17 protein-coding genes and 1 pseudogene are annotated in these 26,738 nt (G+C 59.1%); 10 read left to right on the forward strand and 8 right to left on the reverse strand.

All coding sequences use genetic code 11. From position 1 onward, the window contains the following. The 7 genes from algG to RS887_RS06345 all read left to right on the forward strand — a co-directional run bounded on the left by algG (window position 1) and on the right by RS887_RS06345 (window position 9,505). The gene (algG, locus tag RS887_RS06315; RefSeq protein ID WP_322614776.1) at window positions 1-1,602 is read left to right on the forward strand and encodes a mannuronan 5-epimerase AlgG; all 1,602 of its coding nucleotides are present in this window, start codon (window positions 1-3) and stop codon (window positions 1,600-1,602) included. 10 nt (window positions 1,603-1,612) lie between these two features. Continuing rightward, complete coding sequence (locus tag RS887_RS06320; protein ID WP_322614777.1) at window positions 1,613-3,061, forward strand: alginate O-acetyltransferase; 1,449 nt, start codon at window positions 1,613-1,615, stop codon at window positions 3,059-3,061. A gap of 8 nt (window positions 3,062-3,069) precedes the next feature. Further along, window positions 3,070-4,191 (forward strand): mannuronate-specific alginate lyase, encoded by a 1,122-nt coding sequence (locus RS887_RS06325; protein ID WP_322614778.1) that lies wholly within the window; start codon window positions 3,070-3,072, stop codon window positions 4,189-4,191. A 214-nt stretch (window positions 4,192-4,405) separates the two neighbouring features. Further along, entirely contained in the window at window positions 4,406-5,971 is a 1,566-nt protein-coding gene (locus RS887_RS06330) for an MBOAT family protein (RefSeq protein ID WP_322614779.1), read from the forward strand. 11 nt (window positions 5,972-5,982) lie between these two features. Continuing rightward, the gene (locus RS887_RS06335) at window positions 5,983-7,158 is read left to right on the forward strand and encodes an alginate O-acetyltransferase (protein WP_322614780.1); all 1,176 of its coding nucleotides are present in this window, start codon (window positions 5,983-5,985) and stop codon (window positions 7,156-7,158) included. A 14-nt stretch (window positions 7,159-7,172) separates the two neighbouring features. Then, a complete protein-coding gene (locus tag RS887_RS06340; RefSeq protein ID WP_322614781.1) occupies window positions 7,173-7,829 on the forward strand; it encodes an alginate O-acetyltransferase AlgF in 657 nt (218 codons plus the stop codon). A gap of 224 nt (window positions 7,830-8,053) precedes the next feature. Beyond that, window positions 8,054-9,505, forward strand: a complete 1,452-nt coding sequence (locus RS887_RS06345; RefSeq protein ID WP_322614782.1) for a mannose-1-phosphate guanylyltransferase/mannose-6-phosphate isomerase — start codon at window positions 8,054-8,056, stop codon at window positions 9,503-9,505. A 124-nt stretch (window positions 9,506-9,629) separates the two neighbouring features. On the opposite strand, the gene RS887_RS06350 is transcribed toward RS887_RS06345, so the two are convergent. From RS887_RS06350 to RS887_RS06370, 5 genes are all read right to left on the reverse strand, one after another. Then, on the reverse strand, window positions 9,630-12,422 hold the full coding sequence (locus tag RS887_RS06350; RefSeq protein WP_322614783.1) for an RHS repeat-associated core domain-containing protein: 2,793 nt from the start codon (window positions 12,420-12,422) through the stop codon (window positions 9,630-9,632). A gap of 14 nt (window positions 12,423-12,436) precedes the next feature. Further along, window positions 12,437-15,082: a hypothetical protein gene (locus RS887_RS06355; protein ID WP_322614784.1), complete on the reverse strand. Its 2,646-nt coding sequence runs from the start codon at window positions 15,080-15,082 to the stop codon at window positions 12,437-12,439. 95 nt (window positions 15,083-15,177) lie between these two features. Further along, window positions 15,178-17,226: a neuraminidase-like domain-containing protein gene (locus tag RS887_RS06360; RefSeq protein ID WP_322614785.1), complete on the reverse strand. Its 2,049-nt coding sequence runs from the start codon at window positions 17,224-17,226 to the stop codon at window positions 15,178-15,180. A gap of 30 nt (window positions 17,227-17,256) precedes the next feature. Beyond that, complete coding sequence (locus tag RS887_RS06365) at window positions 17,257-18,048, reverse strand: hypothetical protein (RefSeq protein WP_322614786.1); 792 nt, start codon at window positions 18,046-18,048, stop codon at window positions 17,257-17,259. Window positions 18,049-18,068: 20 nt separating this feature from the next. After that, entirely contained in the window at window positions 18,069-21,182 is a 3,114-nt protein-coding gene (locus RS887_RS06370) for a Tc toxin subunit A (protein ID WP_322614787.1), read from the reverse strand. 166 nt (window positions 21,183-21,348) lie between these two features. Between RS887_RS06370 and RS887_RS06375 the strand changes: the two genes are divergently transcribed. The 3 genes from RS887_RS06375 (at window position 21,349) to RS887_RS06385 (ending at window position 23,216) form a co-directional block, all read left to right on the forward strand. After that, window positions 21,349-21,813, forward strand: a complete 465-nt coding sequence (locus tag RS887_RS06375) for a hypothetical protein (protein WP_007998302.1) — start codon at window positions 21,349-21,351, stop codon at window positions 21,811-21,813. A 33-nt stretch (window positions 21,814-21,846) separates the two neighbouring features. Next, window positions 21,847-22,671 (forward strand): SDR family oxidoreductase, encoded by an 825-nt coding sequence (locus RS887_RS06380; RefSeq protein ID WP_322614788.1) that lies wholly within the window; start codon window positions 21,847-21,849, stop codon window positions 22,669-22,671. A gap of 149 nt (window positions 22,672-22,820) precedes the next feature. Beyond that, a complete protein-coding gene (locus tag RS887_RS06385) occupies window positions 22,821-23,216 on the forward strand; it encodes a DUF4440 domain-containing protein (protein WP_322614789.1) in 396 nt (131 codons plus the stop codon). A 150-nt stretch (window positions 23,217-23,366) separates the two neighbouring features. Here RS887_RS06385 and RS887_RS06390 read toward each other — a convergent pair whose 3' ends face one another. The 3 genes and pseudogenes from RS887_RS06390 to RS887_RS06400 all read right to left on the reverse strand — a co-directional run bounded on the left by RS887_RS06390 (window position 23,367) and on the right by RS887_RS06400 (window position 26,648). Beyond that, complete coding sequence (locus tag RS887_RS06390; RefSeq protein ID WP_322614790.1) at window positions 23,367-24,230, reverse strand: HlyD family secretion protein; 864 nt, start codon at window positions 24,228-24,230, stop codon at window positions 23,367-23,369. Between the two features lie 24 nt (window positions 24,231-24,254). Continuing rightward, window positions 24,255-24,455 (reverse strand): DUF1656 domain-containing protein, encoded by a 201-nt coding sequence (locus RS887_RS06395; RefSeq protein ID WP_008050113.1) that lies wholly within the window; start codon window positions 24,453-24,455, stop codon window positions 24,255-24,257. Beyond that, window positions 24,445-26,648 (reverse strand): annotated as a pseudogene (locus RS887_RS06400) (FUSC family protein). The gene RS887_RS06395 and the pseudogene RS887_RS06400 overlap by 11 nt, the downstream one beginning before the upstream one ends. Window positions 26,649-26,738 lie beyond the last annotated feature (90 nt).

Below are 26,738 nucleotides of genomic sequence, written 5' to 3' on the forward strand. Positions count from 1 at the left end.
ATGAACAATTCGAAGCGAGGTTCGCTCACCTTGTTGGCCGGCGCGATGCTGCTGGCAAGCTCGGCCGCCTTCGCCAATGTAGAGCCGGCCAACGTGGAGCCGGCGGCACCCGCTAAACCGGCACGTGCGGCCACCATCGCCAAGGAACTGCAACAGGCCAAGACCTACACCATCAGCAGCGCACCGACTGCGCCGCTGGAACTGGCCACGCCGAAACTGCCGGATGTCTCGGGCTACACCGCCGAAGCCGTCGCCGCGAAAATCGTGCGCAGCAAGGCCGGAAAAATCAGCGTGCGCCGGATGATGCAGGAAGACGCCCTGAAGGACTTCATCGGCGGCGACAACAAGATGGCCGAGTGGGTGGTGCGTCAGCACGGTATCCCGCAGGCGATCTTCGTCGACGACGGCTACATGAACCTCAAGGACCTGGCGAAGAAGCAACCCAAATACGTCATCGAAACGGCGCCTGGGGTTTACCTGGCGAAGTTGCCGATCGTGGTCGGTCGCCACGGCATCCTGGAAATCGACAAGCAGACCCAGGAACTGCGCCTGTCCCAGGAGGCTGGTTCGTTCCTGGTCAACGACGGTCAGCTGTTCGTGCGTGACACCAAAATCACCGGCTGGCGCGAGAAGGACAACGGCCCGGCGACGTTCAACTCGCCGAAGGAATTCCGTCCGTTCCTCCTGGCCTGGGGTGGCACCGAGACTTACATCGCCAACAGCAAGATCGCCAGTTTCGGCTACGCCAACAGTAAGTCCTATGGCGTGAGTATTTCCCAGTACACGCCGAACATGGCCAAGGTGCTCAAGCGTCCTGAACCGACCGGCTGGATCGTCGGCTCCGAATTCTCGGACATGTGGTACGGCTTCTACTGCTATGAAACCCGCGACTTCGTGGTCAAGGGCAACACCTACAAAGACAACATCGTCTACGGCATCGACCCGCATGACCGTTCCCACGGGCTGATCATCGCCGACAACACGGTGTTCGGGACCAAGAAGAAGCACGGGATCATTATTTCCCGTGAGGTCAACGACAGTTTCATCTTCAACAATCGCAGCTACGACAACCACCTCTCGGGGCTGGTGATCGACCGTAACAGCGTGAACAACCTGATCGCCCACAACGAGATCTACCAGAACCACACCGACGGCATCACCCTCTACGAGAGTGCCGACAACCTGCTGTGGGGCAACCGCGTGCTGAGCAACAAGCGCCACGGCATCCGCATTCGTAACAGCGTGAACATTCGCCTGTACGAAAACGTCGCCATGGCCAACGGCCTGACCGGCGTCTACGGGCACATCAAGGACCTGAGCAACACCGACCGTGACATCAAGCTCGACCCGTTCGACGCCCAGGTGTCGCTGATCGTGGTCGGCGGTGAGCTGGCGGCCAACGGCAGCGGGCCGCTGTCCATCGACTCGCCGCTGAGTGTCGAGTTGTATCGCGTGTCGATGCTCGCGCCGGCCAAATCCAGCGGCATCAGCTTCACCGGCATCCTTGGCGAGCGCCAGGATGAAATTCTCGACCTGCTGGTGCGCCAGCAGAAAGCCGTGCTGATCGACCCTGTCGAACGCCAGACCGAAATGCGGGACTGAGGATAATCTTATGCACCCACACTTGATCAAACTACTCAGCCTGTCGGCCCTGACCGCCGGCATTCTCGCAGCCAGCGGCGGTGTTCGCGCCGATGAGGTCAAAGCACCGAGCTTCACCGCAGAACCGTGCTGCAGCCTGTGCCCGGCCGCCCACGATGCGAAGAACTACACCACCCGTTATCAGCAGAACTTCACCACGCTGGTACAGGCCCAGGGCGACTGGTTGTTCCGGACCCAGGAAGACCTGCGCACCGAATTCGACACCACGCCCGCCGGCTACAAACGCATGAAACAACTGCACGATGCGTTCAAGAGCAAAGGCGTGGAACTGGTCATCGTGTACCAGCCGACCCGTGGCCTGGTGAACCGCAACAAGCTCAACCCGGCGGAGAAAGCCAGCTTCAACTTCGACAAGGCGCTGCAGAACTACAAGACCATGCTCGGTCGTTTCGCGCAGATGGGCTATGTCGTCCCGGACCTTTCGCCGCTGACCAACGAGTCATTGCCCGACACCCTGCCCGCCCACGATTTCTACTTTCGTGGCGACCAGCACTGGACGCCGTACGGTGCCCAGCGCACGGCGAAGATCGTCGCCGAGAAGGTCAAGCAGTTGCCTGAATTCGCCGACATTCCCAAGCGCGAATTCGAGACCCACAAGTCGGGTCGCATGGGCAAGACCGGAACCCTGCACAACATGGCCGGTCAACTCTGTGGCACCAGCTACGCGATCCAGTACATGGATCAGTTCACCACCGAGCCGAAGGGCGAAGCGGGTGATGGCGATCTGTTCGGCGACTCCGGCAACCCGCAAATCACCCTCGTGGGCACCTCCCACAGCGGCAAGAACTACAACTTCGCCGGGTTCCTCGAAGAGGCCATCGGTGCCGACATCCTCAACGTGGCGTTCCCCGGCGGCGGCCTGGAAGGTTCGATGCTGCAGTACCTGGGCAGCGACGAATTCCAGAAAAACCCGCCGAAGATTCTCATCTGGGAATTCTCGCCGTTGTACCGCCTCGATCAGGAAACCATCTACCGCCAGATGATGGCGCTGCTGGACAACGGTTGCGAAGGCAAGGATGCGCAGATGTCCGGCAGCGCCACGCTCAAGCCGGGCAAAAACGAGTTGATGGTCAACAGCAAGAATATGGACCTGCGCAACAGCAGCCACCAGGTCGACATCCGCTTCGCCGATACGTCGGTGAAAACCCTGCAAGCCACCCTCTGGTACATGAACGGTCGCCACGAGGACATCAAGATCGACAAACCGGAAACCTCCGAGACTGACGGGCGTTTCGCTTTCGAGTTGCGCACGGATGAAGACTGGGCCTCGCAGAACCTGCTGGCCGTTGAAGTCCAGGGCCCCGAAGCCGGTACCGCGCCTCAGAAAGTCGAAGCGAAAATCTGCAAACGCAACGTATTCCCGGGCGCCGAGCAGCGTACTGCTTCGGTCGGGCAATGAGGTCTGCCATGCGCTATCCGAAAATTTCAACACTGTTGGCACCGACGCTCCTGAGCCTGGCGATGTTCGCCGGGGCCACGCAAGCGGCTGCGCCACTGCGTCCACCCCAGGGCTATTTTGCGCCTGTGGATAAATTCAAGACGGGCGACAAAAGCGAAGGCTGCGATGCGATGCCGACGCCGTACACCGGCTCGTTGCAATTTCGCAGCAAGTACGAAGGTTCGGACAAGGCCCGCGCGACCCTGAACGTGCAGTCGGAAAAAGCCTTCCGCGAGAGCACCGCCGACATCACCAAGATCGAGCGCGGCACCAGCAAGCGCGTGATGCAGTTCATGCGTGACGGTCGCCCGGAACAGCTGGAATGCACACTCGACTGGTTGACCGCCTGGGCCCAGGCCGACGCGCTGATGTCCAAGGACTTCAACCACACCGGCAAGTCGATGCGCAAATGGGCATTGGGCAGCATGGCTTCGGCCTATATCCGCCTGAAGTTTTCCGACTCCCACCCGCTGGCCACCCATCAACAGCAAGCACAGTTGATCGAAGCCTGGTTCAGCAGGATGGCCGATCAGGTGGTCAGCGATTGGGACAACCTGCCGCTCGACATGACCAACAACCACTCGTACTGGGCGGCGTGGTCGGTGATGGCCACCTCCGTCGCCACCAACCGTCGCGACCTGTTCGACTGGGCGGTGAAGGAATACAAGGTCGGCGCCAACCAGATCGACGCCGACGGCTACCTGCCCAACGAACTCAAGCGTCAGCAGCGGGCCCTGGCTTACCTCAACTACGCCCTGCCGCCGCTGGCAATGATCGCCAGTTTCGCCCAGGTCAACGGTGTGGATCTGCGCCAGGAAAACAATGGCGCGCACAAACGCCTGGGTGACCGGGTGCTGTCCGGGGTGAAGGATCCGGACCAGTTCGAGAAGAAGAACGGCAAGGAACAGGACATGACCGACCTGAAAGAGGACATGAAATTCGCCTGGCTCGAACCGTTCTGCTCGCTCTACACCTGCTCGCCCGAAGTGCTGGCGAAGAAACACCAGATGCAGCCGTTCAAGACCTTCCGCCTTGGCGGTGACCTGACCAAGGTCTACGACCCGGCCAATGAAAAAGGTAAAGGCTCTTAAGACAAACACAGATCCCCTGTGGGAGCGGGCTTGCTCGCGAATGCGGTCTGACATTCACCATTGATGTCGACTGATCCACCGCTTTCGCGAGCAAGCCCGCTCCCACAGGGTCAGTGTCAGGTTTGAGTTTTATGTGTTGCCCCCCGGTTTTTTCATGGGGGGTTTGGGGGGGCCGTTGGCCCTTGACTGTTGGTTCAAACAAGGAGAGATCGGGATGGTTTTCTCGTCCAACGTGTTCCTGTTTTTGTTCTTGCCGATCTTTCTCGGCTTGTACTACCTGAGCGGGCAACGCTATCGCAATTTGCTGCTGCTGATTGCCAGCTACGTGTTCTACGCCTGGTGGCGTGTGGACTTCCTCGCGCTGTTTGCCGGCGTCACGCTGTGGAACTACTGGATCGGCCTGAAAGTCGGTGCCGCCGGGGTCAGGACCAAACCGGCGCAGCGCTGGCTGCTGCTCGGCGTGGCCGTCGACCTGTGCATCCTCGGCTACTTCAAGTACGCCAACTTCGGCGTCGACAGCATCAACGCAATGATGACCTCGGTGGGCCTGGAACCTTTCATCCTGACCCACGTGCTGCTGCCGATCGGGATCTCGTTCTACATCTTCGAGTCCATCAGCTACATCATCGACGTCTACCGTGGCGACACCCCGGCGACCCGCAACCTGATCGACTTTGCGGCGTTCGTGGCGATCTTCCCGCACTTGATCGCCGGCCCCGTGTTGCGTTTTCGCGACCTGGCCGACCAGTTCAACAACCGCACCCACACCCTCGACAAATTCTCCGAGGGTTGCACGCGGTTCATGCAGGGTTTCATCAAGAAAGTCTTCATCGCCGACACCCTGGCCGTCGTGGCCGACCACTGCTTCGCCCTGCAAAACCCGACCACGGGCGATGCCTGGCTCGGCGCGCTGGCGTACACCGCGCAGTTGTATTTCGACTTCTCCGGTTACAGCGACATGGCCATCGGCCTGGGCCTGATGATGGGTTTCCGCTTCATGGAAAACTTCAAGCAGCCATATGTCAGCCAGTCGATCACCGAGTTCTGGCGGCGCTGGCACATCAGCCTGTCGACCTGGCTGCGTGACTACCTGTACATCACGCTGGGCGGAAACCGCAAAGGCACCCTGATGACATATCGCAATCTGTTCCTGACCATGCTCCTTGGTGGTCTGTGGCACGGCGCGAACATCACCTACATCGTCTGGGGCGCCTGGCACGGCACCTGGCTGGCGATTGAAAAAGCCATTGGCCTGAACACCTCGCCGCGCACTTTCAACCCGATCCGCTGGGCACTGACCTTCCTGCTGGTGGTGATGGGCTGGGTGATCTTCCGTGCGGAAAACCTGCACGTCGCCGGGCGCATGTATGGCGCGATGTTCAGCTTCGGTGACTGGTCGCTGTCGGAACTCAACCAGGCCAGCCTCACCGGTCTGCAAGTGGCAACGCTGATCGTGGCTTACGTGACTTTGGCGTTCTTCGGCCTGCGCGACTTCTACACCAATCAGCCACCGGTCAAGACCAAGCCTGCCGTGAACGTCGACGCCGACGGCCCGGCCGCCGCTACAGCGGGAACGATCAAGGCCGTGCCTGGGGATAACCCGGCGAGCATCCATCAGCCTGGCTACACCGTCGGCGTCGAAGCCCAGGTGCAACCGGCCTACTGGACCGCTGACTGGTCGCGCTACGTGATGCGTGCGCTGGTGCTGCTGCTGTTCATCGCCTCGATTCTCAAACTCTCGGCGCAAAGTTTCTCGCCGTTCCTTTACTTCCAGTTCTGAGGGATCTGACCATGACCCGCTCATTACGCGTCTTCTACATCGCGCTGTTCCTGGTGACCTTGCTGGTGCTCGGTCTGTGGTCGGTGCGCAGCTTCTTCGGCTTCAGTACCAACGCCGATGCAACGGTGCTCAACGGTCGCTGGACCAAAGCCGTGGAAACGCACTACGACGACGAATTCCCGATCAAGCGCCTGGGCACCAACCTTTGGGCCGCGCTGGATTTCAAACTGTTCAACGAAGGTCGTCCGGGCGTGGTGCTCGGTCGCGACCAGTGGTTGTACAGCGACGAAGAATTCCACCCGGTAGTCAACGAAGAACTGAACCTGCAAGGCAACTACGCGCTGGTCGAAGGCGTGCGCCAGACCTTGAAGGAAAAAGGCGTGCAACTGGTGATGGCCGTGGTGCCAGCCAAGGCGCGCCTGTACCCGGAACACCTCGGTGAAGTGAAACCGGCGAGCATCCACGCCAACCTCTACAAGGACTTCCACCAGCGCCTGGCCGCCGACCGGATTCCCGCCCCTGACCTGCTCGGCCCGCTGCAACAGGCCAAACAGAATGGCCAGCAAGTGTTCCTGCGCACCGACACCCACTGGACCCCGGAAGGCGCCGAGATCGCCGCCAACCGCCTGGCTCAAACCATCGCCGACAAGTACCCGCTGAGCGGCGAGCCACAGCGTTTCGTCACCGAACCTGCAGAGAAAATCACCCACAAGGGCGACCTGCGGCTGTTCCTGCCGCTCGACCCGTTGTTCGAAAACCTGATGCCGGCACCAGAGTCGCTGCAAAAGCGCAACACCGTGGCAGCGGATGACCAGTCGGCCGGTGACGATGCCCTGTTCGCCAACACCGAAGTGCCGGTGGCCCTGATCGGCACCAGCTACAGCGCCAACCCCACCTGGAACTTCGTCGGTGCGCTCAAGCAAGCCCTGCACAGCGACGTGGTCAATTACGCCGAAGACGGCCACGGCCCGATTCTGCCGATGCTCAGCTACCTCAAAAGCGATGCCTTCAAGAACAGCCCGCCACAGGTGCTGATCTGGGAGTTTCCTGAACGATATCTGCCCGTGAACTACGAAATCGGCGACGCCGACCCGCAGTGGGTCGCAGAGCTTAAACAAGCCGGCGCGCGCCAACAAAACGTAGCCATCAACAACAAATCCGAGACGCCCGACCGGGCGCAAAACTGAAAGAGAGGTACACCATGACTTTCACTACTACTCCTCGCCGTCTCGCTAAAAGCTTTGCCCTGGTTGCCGGCCTCAGTGTGCTGTCGATTCAGGCCTTCGCCGGTGGCGACGCAGCACTCTACGGCCCGACCGCACCGAAAGGCTCGACCTTCGTGCGCATCTACAACGCCAGCAACGCCGAAGTCAGCGCCACCGTCGGCAGCACCAACCTGAGTGATGTCGCGCCACTGTCCAGCAGTGACTTCAGCTTCATGCCGGGCGGTGACTACAGCGCCAAGGTCGGCAGCCAGTCCCTGCCGGTGAAACTGGCCGGCGACCACTATTACACCCTGGTCAACAACGCCAGCGGCGCACCGCAACTGATCGAGGAGCCGCCGTTCAAGAACAAGCAGAAATCCCTGGTACGCGTACAGAACCTCAGCGACAAGGCGCTGACCCTGAAGACCGCCGATGGCAAGACCGACGTGGTCCCGAACGTTGCGCCCAAGGGTCGTGGCGAGCGTGAAATCAACCCGGTGAAAGTCAGCCTGGCGCTCTATGACGGCGCAACCAAAGTCGGCGACGTGAAACCGGTCGCCCTGGAACGCGGTGAAGCCGCGGTGCTGTACGTCACCGGCAACGGCAGCAGCCTGTCGCCGGTCTGGGTGAAACGCCCGGTGTCGACGCGCTAATCAATTTTCCGGACTGACCCATGTCCCCTGTAGGAGCGAGCTTGCTCGCGAAAAACGCAAGGGCAACGCGCCTATCCAGACAGCCCGCGTTTTCGTTGACGTACATCGCGAGCGAGCTCGCTCCTACAAGGGACCGAGGCGTCAATCCGGACACGGAATAAAAACAAGAGTGAAACGACACAAACGCGGTAGCTCTAACCAATCGATATTCAAGGAGTAACAACATGATTCCGGTGATCTTGTCAGGTGGTAGCGGCTCACGTCTTTGGCCGCTTTCCCGTAAGCAATTCCCCAAGCAGTTCCTGGCCCTGACCGGCGAACACACCCTGTTCCAGCAAACCCTGGAACGCCTGGTGTTCGAAGGCATGGACACGCCGATCGTGGTCTGCAACAAGGACCACCGCTTCATCGTCAACGAGCAGTTGGCCGCGCGCAAACTGGAAACCCAGCGCATCCTGATGGAACCGTTCGGTCGCAACACCGCGCCGGCCGTGGCCCTGACCGCGATGATGCTGGTCAATGAAGGTCGCGACGAGCTGATGCTGGTGCTGCCGGCCGACCACGTGCTGGAAGACCAGAAAGCCCTGCAACGCGCCCTGGCCCTGGCCACCGTCGCCGCCGAAAACGGCGAAATGGTGCTGTTCGGCGTGCCGGCCACCAAGCCGGAAACCGGTTATGGCTACATCAAGTCGACCAACGACTCGCTGCTGCCTGAAGGCGTCAGCCGCGTCTCGCACTTCGTCGAAAAACCGGATGTGAAACGCGCCACCGAGTTCGTCCAGTCCGGTGGTTACTTCTGGAACAGCGGCATGTTCCTGTTCCGTGCCAGCCGCTTCCTGGAAGAGCTGAAAAAACACGATCCGGACATCTACGACACCTGCCTGCTGACCCTGGAACGCAGCAAGCAGGATGCCGACACCATCACCCTCGACGAAGCCACCTTCGCCTGCTGCCCGGACAACTCCATCGACTACTCGGTAATGGAAAAAACCCAACGCGCCTGCGTCGTGCCGCTGACCGCCGGCTGGAGTGATGTCGGCTGCTGGGCGTCGCTGTGGGAAGTGAATGCGAAAGACGCCAACGGCAACGTCAGCAAAGGTGACGTGGTGATCCAGGACAGCCGCAACTGCATGATCCACGGCAACGGCAAACTGGTGTCGGTGATCGGCCTTGAAAACATCGTCGTGGTCGAAACCAAGGACGCCATGATGATCGCCCACAAGGACAAGGTCCAAGGCGTGAAACAGATGGTCAACACCCTCAACGAACTGGGCCGCAGCGAAACCCAGAACCACTGCGAGGTCTACCGTCCGTGGGGCTCCTACGACTCGGTGGACATGGGCGGCCGCTTCCAGGTCAAGCACATCTCGGTCAAACCGGGCGCTTGCCTGTCGCTGCAGATGCACCACCACCGCGCCGAACACTGGATCGTGGTCAGCGGCACCGCCGAAGTGACCTGCGACGAGAACGTGTTCCTGCTGACCGAGAACCAGTCGACCTATATTCCGATTGCTTCGGTGCATCGCCTGCGTAACCCGGGGAAGATTCCGTTGGAGATCATCGAGGTGCAATCGGGGAGTTATCTGGGGGAGGACGATATCGAGCGGTTTGAAGATATCTACGGGCGGTCGACGCCGGTTGAGCGTGGGGTTTCGGTGAAGACTATCGCGCAGTAAGCTCCAGCAAAACAAAAGACTCCGTCCAACCCACTGCACTCCCCTATCCGCAGTGGGTTGAGCGGAACTTTTAACTCCAAAAGATCAACAATTAGAAACTATCAACCAGGCATTTGACTTCAGATCACTTATACACACCAAGTGCTTTATTTTTCTTATAAACCGCTAACGCCCTTTGGTATGAAACCTGCTTAATGTGGGGATACTCTTCCACATACATATCTCGCGCATAATCCGCCCACTCACTTTCACCTTCATATTGGCCAGCCATAAAATATATATACTGAAGCGCTTCCTCCTGACTTTCTGGTGGACGAGAGATAGGATTTTCCGCAAACGCAGCACTGGTTATTTCAGGATCAGCAGCATTCCTCATACGGGATAAAAATTGATCTCTCGCCCCATCCGGAAGACGTTTTTTTTGTTTATCTAAAATTTGCTCCGTCCACCGTTGCAAGTCAGATGTTACATTTTGAAGGCAGTAATTCTCAGAGTTCAACTCTCTACTTACATACGGAGTAAGAAATGAGAACAAATCATTTTTTTCTCTGGACTGGTTCACAATATCTCGTGGAGGACGATTAAAACCTTTTGACTTCTTTAGAATGTCTTTACCGGCTGAAAGTTTTCCGCCAGCTTCTATATCAATATAAAACGCCGACAACTTAATCATAACCTGATCAAACTGCTCCCCTTGCAACACCCTCATTCCCCCTCTCCCAGCCACCACTATATCAACCAGTCTCTCAACAATATTTATTACAAGCTCATTCTTGGGAGTGAGTTGCCGAGAGTTATTTGAACTTGAAGATCCCGTCAAACCTTCACGAGACACCCTAGCACTGTCAGACTTGAACGCTACCTCCTGAGTATATCCACTGTTATTACCTGCAAGCTGGTTTGATGCTTTCATCATCAACCCACTTTCATCAATGAGTATCACCGGGTTACCCCCTACCATCCGATAGAGATTTAGCCCATCAATCTCCCCCGCCGGATCCGGACTCAACCAGCGCTGCCACCTCACCACGTAATACCTGAACCCATAGTAATAAAGCCCCGTCGCATCCCGCTCTTTCCCCGAATAACGCACGGTTTTGTAACTTGCCTCCACCTCCCCGCGGCCGGCAAACCATGCGGTGGTGCCATACGGGTGATAACGCTCCTGGCTGATCACTTCACCATCCTCATCGAGTTCCAGGGTGCAGGAGCCCAGATGATCATTCAGGTGGTAGCGGTATTGATCATTGCCGATGCCTTTGGGCAGCTCAGTCTCCCAATGCAACACCCGTACGCTGCTGCGCCCGGCCTGGACGCTGATCACCTGCAACACTTCACCCGTGCCGCCGTGGTTACACAGCTCCAGGTTCGGCAGATAGCGGGTTTCAGCAAGCAGCGTCCGCACATTGGATTGGGTTTCGCGGACTTTGCGCACGCGCATGCCGTCGGCACCGTAGACATAACGCTCGCGGTCGTCGAGGCCGGAGTCGCGCACCACCGGCCGTACTTCGCGTAACTGGTTGCGCAGGTCCCAACCCAGGGTTTGCCCCGGTTGTAGACTGAGCAGATTGCCGTTGCCGTCGAAACCTCGGAGGAAGTCCTCTTCGTCCGGCTCAACGCCTTCCAGCACTGGCAGGCAACGGTTGCTGTGCACTGCGGCGACCAGCCGATGGCCATGGCTTTGCGGACCGTCGTGGGTCAGCTCCAGCAGATTGCCACCCGCATCGTAGTGATAGGTCTGGCGGTAATTCGCCCGGGGCGCGGGGTCGTCGAAGGGTGAAAACAGCGGACCTTTATTGACGGTACCTGCCTCCCAACCCGTGGCTTCAATCAACTGGCCCAGGCTGTCGTAGCGGTAACGGCTGACCGGTTCGATCCGCTGGTTGGCGAAGTAGCGAATCGGCAACGCGGCATCCTCGATGCTCAGCACATTACCCACCGGGTCGTATTCATAGTGCAGGTCTTGCAGGGCTGCGGTGCCGCGTTGGGCCTGGAGGCGGGTCAGGCGGCCATTCTGCGCGTCGTATTCCAGCGTGGTGATCACACCATTGCCGGCGACTTCCCGTTCGGTCTGGCCGTGGGCGTTGTAGCCGATGGCGCTGACCAGGTTTTTTGGCGTGGATGTACCGTTGAGTTGCAGGCGAACCTCGCGCAACTGGCCGTCAAGGGTCTGGCTGAACAACTGACGGTGACCCTTGGCATCGGTTTGCTGGGAGACCTCGCCCAATGCATTGAAGTGCGACCGGGTGATGGCCCCCTCACCCACCTCCAGCATCAACTCGCGATCCGCTACCGGCTCGGGCCAGTCCGGCAGCGACAATGCTTTCAGAAAATGCCGCGCCTGCTCCAGCCCTGCGCCGTGCAATCCAAACTCGCTAAATAACTGCGTGCCCGCCGGATCATCGTGGCGAATCAATTGCCCGCATTGGTTGCGCTCGGCAGAAGTCTGATCGCTCCCGCCGTAATTCAAGCGCTCCGTGCAAATCGCATCACCGTCCACCGCCTGCTCGAACACCGATACCGGGCGCAACTGAGTGTCATACCGCATCCAGCGCTGCGAACCCCGACTATCCCAGGCATGAACCGATTGCCCCGCCTCGCCCAACAGCGCCACACGCCACCCGGCATCGACGCTGTCCGTACTCAACACCGCGCCGGACAGAGCATGCAGCGTTTGCAGATTGGCCGGTGCCGAAGCGTCCGGAAACAGCCGCGGGTCCCACTGCGCAATCGCGCGTCCCGCCCAATCATGAGCCGTGCGGTTGACCCGTGCCTGCGCTGGCAAGCCTGGCGTGTCGCGCCAGAACTGCACCCCGCGCACCGTCATTGCGCGAGGGTCGCGGACAGTCAACAGCGGTGTTTGCCAATGAATCGATGGGTTGTTCACTGACTGGCCCCCACATTGCGCTTTCTTCATCGCCATCACCCGGTTCACGCCTTGGCCGTGTACTGGACCTGAACAATGATGTCGGTCAGGCTTTCCAGCTTTGCCAGTTGCTGAGTGTGATTGGGGAAGTGCAATAGCCAGCGGGAAATCGCACCAGTGCCCTCGAAGGGCAAGTAACGCTCATCGTTGAAATCAAAGACAAACAACCCGTCATCCGCCACACCGCCGGACAGCACCACTTGCTGACTGGCCCGCAGGTTTTCCTTGAGGCTGTCGCCGATCTGTACGGCGTTGTAGGTTTGTGTGAGGGTGGCGCGAATGTCTTCATACGGGCCCAGGATCACCGGCAAGGACACACTGATGCGTTTGATCCGCCGCAGGGTGTGTGTCGGGTAATCACTTTCGTACATCGCCCTGGTCAGTTCGAATGCCACTTCCCCCTCTGCCATCAAACGAAGCTTAATGGTGGGCCAGTCCTGGTTCATCTCTGAATCCGGGGTAATGTCCTTGAGCTGACGCAGGGACACGGTCCTGGTGATTTCCAGCAGTCGTTCATTGCGGCTGAAGTAAGCCGACTCCATTTTCAATAGCTGTAACTTCAATGACTCACCCGCCCCCAGGCCACGGTAGCTGTCCTTCCAGGCACCGGCCTGGATGAAGCGGCTGGTGTAGTCGGCGATTTCGAATTGCCAACAGGCTTCGGCGGCCAGGCACAGCGCCAACGTGGCGTCATAGGCCTGGTAATAGAAGGTCGCAAACTGGCCGTTGAGCCACTGATAGAGCTGCGCGTTGCTGAAGCGTGTACGCAGGAATTCATAACTGGCCAACGCCTGAACCTGAGCGGCGTGCGCCTGATTCAATTGCACAGCGGTGGCGCGAGCTTGTTCTTCCAGCACCTTCAACTGCGCATCGATCTGGGCTATTTCAAGCGAGGCCTGGTCACGAGCCTGCATCCATTCCTGGTGACGGCGACGAAAGTGCTCGGCGCGGTCCGTCGCCTCGGCAGCGCCGTGGCTCAGAGAGGCCAGGCCGAAAGCAACCGCCGCGACAGTCCTCGGTACGCCCTCCAGCCTCCAGCCGCCAGACGATGTTCCGGCAACAGCACCGTTGGACATACCCGCAATGCCACCGCCGACGCCCCCGGCCGCATTGGGTGGGAGCATCAGGCCACCGGCAACGGCATTAGCGGCGGAGCCTACTCCTTCCGCGATACGCCCCGCCAAATGCAGTCCTGCGGCAACGACTTCACCAACGTTCACCACTTCATCCGCCAACCGGGTGTAAAAGTCCAGGCGCCCCTGCACCACCGCCTTGCTTGCCTCCAGGGCCTTGCGCTGTTCGATGTCGATCACTTGCGCCTGACGCTGCAGTTCAACGGCAAACTGCGCGAACTCCCAGGCTTGCTGGCCTTGCAGCTCGTGGAGCTGCGCCTGCTCCTTGCGCTCGATCAACGACAGCAGCGTGTTGCCGAACTGGATCAGGGTCTCCACGGCACTGCTGGCGCGGTTGTGCATGACGCTAAAACGATAATGCGGCACGTCCTGGGCCAGCAGCCGCGCGGCACCGCCGGACGCTGCACCCTGGCCGTAGGCCGCCAGCAGGTCGCGTGGGTTCAACGGCGCGGCGAACAACGGCAGCATCAAGGGCTTGCCATCCAGGGTACGGTTGTTGCGCAGGTTATCCAGCCGCGCTTCGGCGATATCCCAGGTGTGCACCAGATGCTGGTTGATGGGCAGGCGCAAGTAATCGCTGTCCAGATCCATCAGGGTCGGGTCATGGCTGAAAGTGCGCAAGTGCAACGCTGGCTCGGCAAAGTCATAAAATGATTGACCGTCGTTGGCCTCGGCGCTGTCGGCACGCAATTGGTCCTGGCCGATCAGCCGCTGCTCGAACGCCCGCAGCTCGGTGCTGGTGGAATCGCTGAGGGTTTTCAGGGTGATGGGCAGCCAATGATCCACCAGCTTGATGTCCGGGCGCGACCCCAACAAATCCAGAACCCGCACGTACCACAGCTTGGCTTCGCCGAGGCTGTCGGGGGTCAATTGCCGGTAGGCCGCATCGCCCCGGTCCAGCAGGTTTTTCAGGTAGTGCAGGTAAATCGCCTTGCGGTAACGCACCGGATGACTGCTGGCGATACCGTCCGGGTCATCGGGTTTGCGGCTGACGTAATCCATCTCCACCGGGTCGTCCATCAGTGGCCGCACGTTCCAGTAGTCCGGGCGGCCGTTGCTGGCTTTCTTGCGTGCGGGGTCGAAGATGAAGCCCAGCCACTGCTCGGCCTCGTCGAATTGCAGTTCCAGGTTCAAGCGCTGGCTGACCAGAAACGGCAAGTGCAAAAACAGCTCCCAGAAGTACAGGCCATTGGCACCGTGGAAGTCCATGCGGTTGACCGCTGCCGGTGGCTGCAAGGGCGGCTCTTCGAGGTTTTGTGTGTCCCAGTCCAACAGGTTTTCCAAAGCGATGTTGGCCTTGTTGATCAGCTCGCGGGCGAACAGGGTGTTCATGCGGATGGGTTGGCGCGCGGCGGTATTGTCGTCGTTGCGAGCGATGCCCGAGCCGGTGAAATCGATGAATTCGGCAGTGCCAAGGGTTGGGCTGGGGCGGGTGTTGATGTAAGGGGCAATCAGTGTAGTTGTGATTCGGGGGACTAGTTCAAGCTCGATGAGGGTGAGTTTAAGTGCGTGCCCCATCTCCTGGTTGGCGCCGTTGAAAACCTTGATGCCATGTATCAGCGGGATTTTTTACGCCCACAGGCCAATTGCCATTCCAGTCTGGTAGCAGCGTTTCAGGATCGATAGCCATGGATATTGTTTGCGTATCGGGTGGACGTCTCTCCAAGAGCCCCCGAGTAATACAGCGAATGGTAGCCGGGATGAGCGGGGGTAAAATTGTTCAGATTTGTCGGTCTTAGAATAAGATTTTGGAAATTATAAGAAGCACCTCGTTGGAATTTTATACTTCTAAATTCGGTGTCACCAAAACTTGGGGTAGCAAGCCACCCCTTATAAATAAGTTCCGGATTAACTGATAGAAAATCCAGCGCCCTTCTATCAACCACCTTATCGACAAGCGAAACAGAGGTTCCATCAGGAACCTCCGGCAGTTCACAATAATCGACCCCTGGTCGATCCCTTATAAAAGCTTTGATAAGGTTATCATACCCCCCCGGCCTTATCTCCAAAGTAAACTCATACTTCCCGGCAATCGGAGCCGCCAGACTTTTAATCATTTCAAACGTCGAACCTGAAATAAGTTTCTCATATGGACCAGAGTCTGGATCGTTCGAGGTTATCAGTGTTAATCTCCAGCTATAGTCCAACCCGCCCGTCATTTCAAACAACCATGTAGTGATTAGCGGCGTCCAAGAGAAACTACTGGATATTTTTGAGTCAAATTCAAGACGCTGCGCAAGATTATTAAATCTCACATCAACATCCTTGACCGGAGTGTGAATTTTAGTTTGCCACCCTCGATAATTCCAGTTTCCCCCAGCAGTATTCGGCGAACTCGTCTCGACACTTTTCAGTGCAACTGCAAGCGCAGGCAGCCTAAACTGAAACCGCGACTTATTATCATGGGCATATATCCGCCCAACCCTTAATACATGCGGCGCCTTTACATCCGCCGCAGTTCCAACGCTGGGCACATACCCCCGACTGGGAAACAAATCCGTGACATTAAAATTCTTGTCAATCATCGCCGTTTTCAAAAAATCATACTGGTCCTGTGCGCCATCCTGACCAGCGCCAGCGGAATACCCGGCATACATCGCCACAAACATCGAGTCGGGAGAGGTCGAGCTGTCGTGCACCGCGATACTCTCGACCCACTTTTCCAGATCCTCGGTCTTGAACCGTGGCGCCTCGCTCCAGGCCTCGATGATGGTCTGCGGCACACTCCAGCTGTCGTCGTATTTCTTGTACACCAGGTTCAGGCGCAACATCGGATTGGCCTTGACCGTAGTCACCGGCGCGCCCGGTTCCGGCGACTTGCTGTGTTCTACCGTGACGGCCTGCGGGCTGTTGTCGATGCACTCGACCCAGAACACGAACAAGCGGTTGTTGAACAGCACCGGCCGAATCGTACGCTCGATGGCGCTGGCCGAGATCGGCAGGTTGGCCTTGTGCCAGTCCGACCAGGCGCCCGGCTGTGGGTAGTCGAATTTGGGGCGGTCGGGGTTGGTGCCATTCATGTCCTTGTAGGTACGCTGGGACATGTCCACCGAACGCCAGTAATACACGCTCTCGGCCCGGGACTTGCCGATGAAATAGTACATGCCGTTCTTGAAATCATCGGTGTTGATGTAGCCATTGATGATGGTCAGGTTGGCCACTTCCTCGAAACTGGCCAGGTAGGCAAGCACCGCTTCCTGAGCCGTGTCGATGTGAATCTTGTTCTGGTTGAGGTCGTTTTCCAGTTGCTGGAAATAGGCCGACTTGCTCATGCGCAATGAGGGGTCGATGTACACTTCCGGGTAGTAACGCAACTGCTGGTTGGCCGCCCAGACCGGATACTGGCTGTTGATCTCGCGCCACTGCGTGAGCAGGTGATCTTCCATCACCTTGACTTCATACCCTGGCTCCATGCCCATCAACGCGCCGTTGATGTACTGCTGCAAGCTGGCAATCGCCGACGCCACGGGGCTGCTGGGCACCGCCTGGCTGACCAGCACGTCCAACAGTTTGTATTCGTAGAGGTCGTTGGCGGTCTTGATCTTGTCGCTCAAACCGCTGTCGACAAATTCCGCAGCATTGGGTACCAGTTCATCCAGGTAGTAGGCCACCAGGGCATCGCGCAGGGTTTCATTGAGTTGACTGTCGAGGGTGCTGGACATGATTAGCTCCTTAAAGTGAAAAAACATCACTCAACGACTGGCGGCCACCGCCGCTTCGCCGACGGCTTGCCAGGCAGCAGGGGGACTATCTGCATGCAGCGCAGTAGCCGCCAACACATCCGCTGCAGCCATCCCGCTGGCCTTGCTGGCGCCCTGGCAACGCAATATCCAGTCCACCTCGGCCATGGAGCAGGCACGTCCTTGCGGCAACTCTTGAAACAGTCGGCTGACCTCTTGCACGGACCAACCCAGCAGGTTGGCCAACGCCTCGGCTGATTGATCGTTGACCGCGCTACGCAATGCCTTGCTCTTGAGACGAGCCTTCGCCGGGTTGGCCGCGATGAAGTACCCCAGCAAGGCTTCTTCAGCCTGACTCTGACTACCGAACCACTGGCTGTAGCGGCCCAGCAGATAGAAACTGGCCCACGACAACGCTATGCCCCCCTTGGCCCCCAGCCACTCGGGATGGATCAGGAACAGACGCAGGGCGCTGGCGCCCAGGCGCATGTGCAGCGCCGCCTGCGCATGACGCAGCAGCGAGCGAACTTGCTCCAGCAGGGAGGCCATTGGCGAGATGTCGGTATCGGCATCGATTTCCAGCACCGCCGACAACAACTCGTAGACCGAAGTCCCCGCCCAACGCACCACAACCTGGGTGCGGTCCATGGGCAAGTTGACCATTTCCTGAGTCAGACCTTCGATCAGGCGCAGTTGCCGGTCATGCCCGGCCAGGAGCAGCGTGCCCAGTTTCTCCAGGCTCCGGGCCCTGACCTCAGGCTCAAGTCTCAGGGGCTTGAGCGCCAACACCAGCGCAGCCGACAATTGCCCCTGGGTGTTTTCGATCAGCTCCAGCGGCAGGCTTTGACCAAGCCTTGCTCATCGAGCAGCGGCAGCAAAACCGTCCGCCAGTTGATAGCATCTTCCGGGCCACGCCCCTTGGCGGACGCCTCATGGGTGGGCAGGTTCAATGCCTCAATCTGTTGATCGGTGATGACTGCGGCCCGGGTGTCGTCAGCCAATTTCGCCAAGCGATCGATCAGGCCCTGGGGCGGCAGGTAATCCCCCGGATCAAGCCCCAGTAAACGTCGCACATCGGCGACGCTTTGCTTGCTGTCCTTGAGCCAGGTCACGGCCCAGTCCATTTGCATTAAAAGATCGAGAATGTCGGGCGGTGTCTGCAAAGCCTCGCCTGTGGTAATGCCCTCAACACTCAATAAGCGTCTTTGAAGCTCCCCACACCTCACCCGCAAGTATGGAATCGGCTTGGCTGGCGAGTCGTTTATCGCCTCCCAGCCAGCTCTGATGATCTTTTTGCCAGTCAATGAAAGGCTCCCCCCGGCCTCCACAGGGTCAAGTGTCAGTCGACTGTCGTCAGAATTAGTAAGAAACCATTCCACGCTGGGTTTAGGCACTTCAAGTTCAAGCGTAAACTCGCGAAGGGCGCTGACTGTATGAGCAAAGTCACTGCCCATCTCCACAGATAGCATTGACCCCGGCAGCAAGCGCGAGGAGTCTCCCTCAGCCAAAGGATCGAAAACCAGTGCCAAGGTGATATTTATCCTTGAATCCACAGCCTTGATATAAATCGGCTTGATTGAATGTCCGGATTGCGGGCTCAAACGCCCTGTGCACAGCAACCGCTGATGGTCCTGCCCCCCCAGCAAATCCACCAGGGTCCAGCCGTCCTCCGCCGACAGGCCAAACATCTGTGGGACGCGCGCCTGACGATAAACGGAGGAAACCGTCTCCAGATCACGCTTCAAAGGCCCGACATGCTGCTGCGTCTGCCCGGCCAGGCGTAAAAACGACAACTCCGTGGGCTGCAAGCCGAGGCCGGCACACAGTTGCGCCACGGTTCGTTTTGAGGCGACGTCCGTTCCCGTGGCATTGAACACCTGTTGATCAAGCACCAATGGCACGTCGAACAGCGTCACCTCGTTGAAGACCTGGTCAAACAGCGGCACATCATTGCCGGTCGCATAGGGCGTGAGGTCATGGAGAAATGCGGCGAACTCCAGTGGCTTGAGCTTGTATCGTTGAGCGAGATAACGATAAACGCCCAAGGCCCGCAAGGTATTGAGGTTCAGGTCCATGGTCAGGTTGTATTCGCCTTCGCTGCGGATGGCGCTGATGATCAGCGTGTCCAGTTCGGCAAACGGAAGGTCCAGCCAGCGTTGCAGGCGAATCATGCGCTGCAGGCGGTCGAAGCGGTTGGCTGAGGTTTTGGTCAGGAGCCAGGTTTTGCGAGCGCCCACCAGGACCTCTTTGAGGCCCATTGAGTTGTCGAATTGATCCTTACGGATCGATGTAGCGGTGGCAGGTGTAACACTGTCATAGCGACCCGAGCCGTGGCCATTGACGTAACACGCGCCAAAGTGGGAAGCATGGGGGTATGGCGTCCCGACTCCCGCCGCGCCGAATTGCGGATTGGTGCTTGGGCAGTTGGGGGAAAGACGGGGAAAATGAGTACGTTGCGATAACACCGCTTCGACTTGCTGCGCGTCCAGCCCGGTCTGCTGCATGAAGGTTTTGAGGTTGATCAGGGACTCATCGAGTTGAACCGGATTGGTCTCAAGACCGTAGTGTTTCTGGAAAAAACCTTGCTGCTCGACCGACCAGACAGGAACCTCATCCGAGATGAGGGTTACGCTGAACGCTGCCACGCCGATGGGGGCGGTCACAGAACCGCTGGTGGTTGTGAGGGTGAACGAAGCACGATATCCCGCTGAAACATCCCTGCTCCAACTGATACGCGGGCAGAGTGTCAAGTTCGTGGCCCCATGCAGATGATTGAGTCTCCATACATTCGAATTGGCAGGGGTGCCTGAATTGAATGAAACTTGTTGCAGAAGCTTTTCGGGACTATCCGCCTTGGAAAAATAGATGGTTGCTATGTTGGTTAACGAAGAGTCGTTGATCAAAAAATCCGCCCTTGGGTCGACAGCTTCAATGGAATCCTGTCCCGGCAGCAGTAAAAAGCCCACGCCCAGCGCTTTATGCGGCCTCAGGTGAGAAGTCCCCGGGCCTTTCCAGCCCGCCGCCAGCTCGGCCTTCGACAGATAAAACGTGGTAAACAGTGACGGCTCGATCAACAACTGTTGTTGCTGAGGGCTCAATCCCGATAACATCCGTTGCGCCTCGAGCGACGCATTCTGCACCGCGCCATAGACATTGCGATCACCTTGAGTCGCCGGCACCTCACGGCTGATCAGGTAATTCAACACCCCCAACCCAAGTTTTTTTTCAGCCAATCCAAGGCGGCATTGATGATGGGCAAAGTGGTACGGGAAAATGAACGGGTACCGTCGTTCAGCCAGTAGTTCATACACCGGCTTGTTTTCATCGGGTTTGCCCTGGCGGTAACGCCGAATATCTTCCTGCAAAATCCCGTTGACCAACTCCAGCATCGGCCGGGGGGTAAAGGTGCTTTGCTGGTCAATGACCAGGCTGGCGATGTCGGGTCGCCGCTTGCCCAATAAAATTTTCGGCCGGTCCCCCTGCCCCGAGGTTTCCAGCGTACGCGTGGCAAATTGGTACAACGAACTGAGGTAGGCCACCGGCGAGTCGAGCGCCGCGATCGCGCCGACCTTGCAGAACTCATCCCAGTTTTCCTTGAACAGGTTGGGGTAGCTGGGACCTACGTCCACCAAGGCACGCACACCCGTGCGCCGGGTCAGCTCCTGGGGCTTGCCACTGGACACTCGATGCTCACGATACAGCACACCGATCTGGACCGCATAACACATAGCATTGTCATAGGCCAACGCACCGTCCGCGTCACAGATCTCACCCAAGCGTTCGACAAACAGGGGCTTTGACTGGCCGATGATGTCAAACACCGACGTCATGCCCATTTGCTGCATCGCGGTGATGAAACTGACCTTGTCCGGCTGACTGCTCTTGTCACCGGGTTCGCTAACAAGGTTACGCAATAGCCGATTGTTCTTGTCTTGCATGTGAGTCACCGACAGGCCAGTGGATTGCACACCAACCTACGGCTTTTTGCGCGCGGAAGAACCTGTCAAACTTAACAGGTTCGCCACCATTTCCGACGGATGGTTAAGTTGGTATCCCTCACGGCTCGGATAGGATGAGTTCTTATCGCTAGCGAGGTTTCGCTCAATGTTCATCGGCGTCCTGCTGGTCATCACCTGGCTGATCCTGTTGCTGCGCTATCCGGCCAAGGCCTTGCCCGTTTCCATGGCCGCCGCCGTGGGGCTGGGCATTGTCGCTACCTGGGTCATCTGGATGGACCACCGCGAACTCAAGCAACTGCAACGCCTGGAGTTGCGCATCAGTTATGCGCCGCAGCAATGTCCCGCCGACCGGCCCTTGCAATTGACCCTGAACAACGGCAACGACGTGCCGCTGACAGAACTGCGCTGGCGGGTCGCGGCCTATGCACCGGGCGACACGGTGAACCTGGCCGACAATCAATACACCGCCCCGCGCTATCGTGGCCCCGGCGAATTGCAGGCCGGTGGTAACTGGGAAGATTGCTTGCCGCTGCCGCCATTGCGCCCCGGCTACCGTCCGGAAACCCTGGAGTTTCGCGCCGAGCGATTGCAGGGTAGTTTTTCCGACTGATCCCTCCCCTATTGTTTGCACAAGGAATGCGCCATGCCCGTTGCGTTGATTACCGGTTGTTCCAGCGGAATCGGCCGCGCCCTTGCCGATGCGTTCAAGGCCGCTGGCTTTGAAGTCTGGGCCAGTGCGCGCAAGGCCGAAGATGTCGCGACACTCTCCACCGCCGGTTTCACGGCTGTGCAACTGGATGTCAACGACGGCGCGGCGCTCGAAGCCTTGAGCGAGCGAATCAACCAACAGACCGGTGGCCTCGATGTGCTGATCAACAACGCCGGATATGGCGCCATGGGGCCGCTGCTCGATGGTGGAGTGCCAGCCTTGCAGCGCCAGTTCGAAACCAATGTGTTCGCCATCGTCGGCGTCACCCGCGCCTTGTTCCCGGTGCTGCGTCGGGCCAAGGGGCTGGTGGTGAATATCGGTAGCGTGTCCGGCGTACTGGTCACGCCCTTTGCCGGCGCCTACTGCGCCTCGAAAGCCGCCGTGCATGCCTTGAGCGATGCCTTGCGCATGGAACTGGCGCCGTTCGGCGTGCGGGTCATGGAAGTTCAGCCAGGGGCCATCGCTTCCAGTTTCGCCAAAAATGCCGGCCATGAAGCCGAGCAACTGATCAGTGAACAATCGCCGTGGTTCCCGCTGCGCGAAGGCATACGCGCCCGGGCCAGGGCGTCCCAGGACAAGCCGACCCCGGCCAGTGAGTTTGCTGCCGGATTGCTCAAGGCTGTGCAGCAGACCAAACCACCACGGTTGATCCGTATCGGCAATGGCAGCCGCGCGTTGCCGCTGATGGCAACGTTGCTGCCCAAGGGCTTGCTCGAATCCGGGCTGATGAAGCGATTCGGGTTGCGGGGGCAGCTCTGAGACCGAGTCATCGTTCTTCGTCGGAACGCCGCCCGGACCAAGCCCGCTCCCACAGGATTAGCGCCATTTCAAAGTCTGCGCATGACCTGTGGGAGCGGGCTTGCCCGCGAAGGCGTCAGAACAGACACCAGAGAATTCCAGGAAACAAAATGACCGACTACACCGAATACTTCGACGAAGTGATACAGGCCCACGTGGCCATCGAACAATGGCTGGCCGAAGAACGGAACGTGTCCGAACTCGAACAATTGCTGACACGTTTTTCGCCGCAGTTTTCCATGGTCTCGCCGCTCGGTCGGGTGCTGGATTTTGATGCGCTGAACGAATTGTTCACGTTGGCGGGCGGCAAGAAGCTCGGGTTTCGCATCGAGCTCAGCGAGTTGCGTGGCATCACGCTACACGACGGCGGCGCGACCGTGAGTTACCGCGAGCAACAGACCGATGCGACCGGGCTCCACTCCGATCGCCGCTCGACGGTAGTGTTCGAGAAGGTAGATGACAAGATTCTTTGGCGGCATTTGCAGGAAACGTTTTGCAAGGAGTGAACGCCCGACGCCTGTCTGACGGACCGCGTTGTACCCTTCGCGAGCAAGCCCGCTCCCACACTGGATCTTCAGTGAACTCAAAACTTGAGCACGAAAGAGATCAAATGTGGGAGCGGGCTTGCTCGCGAAGGGGGCAACTCGGTCTACCGGCTATGCCCCACCCTCCTGCTTCACCACCACCGTACACGTAATGCCCGCCGCCAACAGCACCCCCTCCGGCACTTCATCGATGTGAATGCGCACCGGCACCCGCTGCGCCAGGCGTACCCAGTTGAAGGTCGGGTTGACGTCGGCGATCAGCTCGCGGCTTTCCGGGTTGTCGCGGTCGTAGATGCCGCGCGAGATGCTTTCCACGTGGCCCTTGAGCACTTCGCCGCTCATCAGTTGCATGTCGGCCTTGTCACCCACGCGCACGTGGGGCAGCTTGGTTTCTTCGAAGAAGCCGTAGACCCAGAACGAGTTCATGTCGACCACGGCCATTTTCGCCTCGCCGATGCGCGCGTAGTCACCGCGATGCACGTTGAGGTTGGTCACGTAGCCGTCCACCGCCGCGCGCACTTCAGTGCGTTTGAGATTGAGCTCGGCGGCTTCCAGTTGCGCCTGGGCCTGCTGGTAATCGGCCAGGGCCGAGTCGGCGAGATTACTGGCGTCGTCGCGGTTTTCCCGGGAGATCACCAGGTTGTCCATATCGGCGCGACGATGGGCATTGACCTTGCGCATCTCCCAGGTCGCCTTGCGCGATGCCACCAGGCTTTGCGCCTGTTTCACCGCGAGGCGGTAGTGCTCGGGGTCGATCTGCATCAGCAAATCACCTTTTTTCACCAATTGGTTGTCGCGCACCGGCACGTCCACCACTTCGCCGGTGACGTCGGCAGCGACGTTGATGATGTCGGCTCGCACGCGGCCGTCACGGGTCCACGGCGTGTTCATGTAGTGCTCCCACAAGGAGCGGCCGATCCACAGCGCGAGGGCCAGCACCAACAGGGTCGCGAGCAGGCTGAAAAACTTTTTCATCGGGGCATTCTCAGTGATAGAGAGTCAACGGTAGACAGTCAGCGCCAACGCGCCGAACAGACAGGTAAACAGACTCAGGCGCAGCAGCGCCGGGTGCCAGAAGAAACGGTACAGGTCGAACCCGGAGAGGAACCGGTCCAGTGCCCAGGCAAGTAGAGCCGCAATGAAAAACATCAGGGTCATGGTCGGCATGTACACGCCGTGGAAGGCGATTTCACGAGGCATGTTCAAGTCCTTGTGGCTTGGCGCTGGCACTGGCATTCATGTAGCCGGCGAGCGGTGATTGCGGATCGAGCAAAGAGGTGCGGATGAAGTGCAGGTAGCTCTTCACCCGGCGCAACGCCGAGGTATCGAAGTGGGGGGCGAAGGGTTCGTCGGTGGACTGCACACGACTGATCGCGTGATCGACGGCGATCAGCGCACGCTCGAGGTTGCTGCCGTTCGGTTGCAAGAACAGCCGCACCAGCGCACGCCCCATCACCCGGATCGCCTGGCGCCATGGCTGGGATTCGGCATAGGCCGGATGCACAGGCAGTATCGCCTGCTCCTTGCGCAACTCGATGATCGCATGGCCGACTTCCAGCACCACGAACATCCAGCGCAGCAAGTCCCGCTGTACTTGCGGTTGACCTGCCGCGAAGCCGTAGGCCTGATGCACCAGATCGCGGGTGCGGCTTTCAAAACTCGACGCCAGCCCCTTGAGCTTGCCACTGATGGCGTACACCACCTGAGCTCGCAGGTCCTGCTCCAGCCGGCGCCACAACCATCGGCTGTTGGGTGGCAGAATGATCGCCCCGGCCGCTGCGCACACCAGCATGCCGAGGACCATGGCGATGTAGTCGTTGATGAAGGTGTAGGGGTTGTAGACCGTGAGGTTGTCCGGCACCGAGCCGGTGCTGAAAAAGATCAGCAAACCCAGGCCGACGCCGACGTATTGTGGCCGTGAAGTCAGGAACGAGCCCAGTACGATCACCGGCGCGAGCATCACGCACAGCAACGGAAATCCGTCGATCCACGGGAAAATGAAAAACATTTCGACGAAGCCGATCAGCGCCCCGAGCAATGTCCCGCACGCCATCTGAAAGGCCATGCGTTTCGGGTTCGGGGTGGCGGCGGACAAGCCCACGGTCGCGGCGGCGATCAGGGTCATGGTCGCGCCGCTCGGCCAGGCGGTTGCCACCCAATAGCTGCCCAATACCACCAGGATGAATGCTGCGCGAATCCCCGATGCTGCCGCTGCCATCCAGTTGGTTTGCGGGGTGAACGGCTCGTCCCAGCGCTCCCGTTCGTGACTGTGATCGGCCAGGGATGCGTGGGTCTGTGCATAACCGTGCAGGTCGTCGACAAAGCGATAAAGCAGCTCGTATGCGGTGTGGAAATCCAGTTGTTCGGCATCGCTCGGGTTGTTCTGCTGGAACGCTGCCCGCAGACAGCGCACTCGCGCCGGCAAACCTTCCTTGTAGGCGCTCAGCACTGTGACCAGACGCGCCGCATCGGCGCTGGTCAGGGCACGACCGCTGAAGCCGTCGAGCAACTCGGCAAGGTCCTGCAATCCCGGTTTGATCGCTGCTACAACCTGGTCCGCCGCGCTGTTGCGCAGGCGTTCGAGCAACTGGTGCAAGGCATTGAAGCGCGTGGTGATGCCCATGAACTCGCTGTTCAGGCGACTGAGCCGGCCATTGCGCCGACGCATGTGCGGATCTTCAAAAACAGTGACGCTGCGCAAGCCTTCCAAACCCACGGCTTCGGCGATGAAACGCACGTTACCGGCCTCGAATGCCTCACGCTGACTGCGGCCGCGCAAGCCGTCGGTGACGAACAGGGCGAATACGCCAAAGCGCTGATACAAGGCATTGCGCATCGCCGCGCTAGCCGATTGCGGCAGGATGGCGGCACTGACCAGGGTCGAACAGAGAATGCCCAACGAGATTTCCAGCACCCGCCAGACCGCCGCCATGAACGCCCCCTCCGGATGGGCCAGCGCGGGCAAGCCGACCATCGCCGCGGTGTATCCGGCGAGGACGAAACCGTAGGCGCGGAAGTTGCGGCAGCGGGCGGCGCCGGCCGTGCAGATACCGACCCAGATCGCCAGCGAACCGAGGAACAGTTCAGTGTTCTGCGCAAACAGCGCAATCAACGCGACCATCACCGATGAGCCGGCCAGGGTGCCGAGAAAACGATAGAAGCTCTTGGCGAACACGTGACCGCTTTGCGGCTGCATGACGATGAACACGGTGATCATCGCCGTGCGCGGTTGCGGCAGCTCCAGGCGCATGGCCAGCCATAGCGTCAGGAATGCCGCGAACAGCACCTTGAAAATGTACACCCAGGTCACGCCATCGCTGCGTGCCCAGTCGAAGAACCCCGGCGCCATTCCAGGGAATACAGCCAGCGCAAAGGGGCGGGCAAGGGAGTCATGAAATCCTGCTCAATAAAATTGTAGGAGCGAGCTTGCTCGCGATAGCGGTGTGTCAGGCGACATGGTTGCTGACTGAGACGCCCTAATCG

The organism is Pseudomonas sp. BIC9C (genome assembly GCF_034541995.1).
Taxonomy (GTDB): Bacteria; Pseudomonadota; Gammaproteobacteria; order Pseudomonadales; family Pseudomonadaceae; genus Aquipseudomonas; species Aquipseudomonas fluorescens_CC.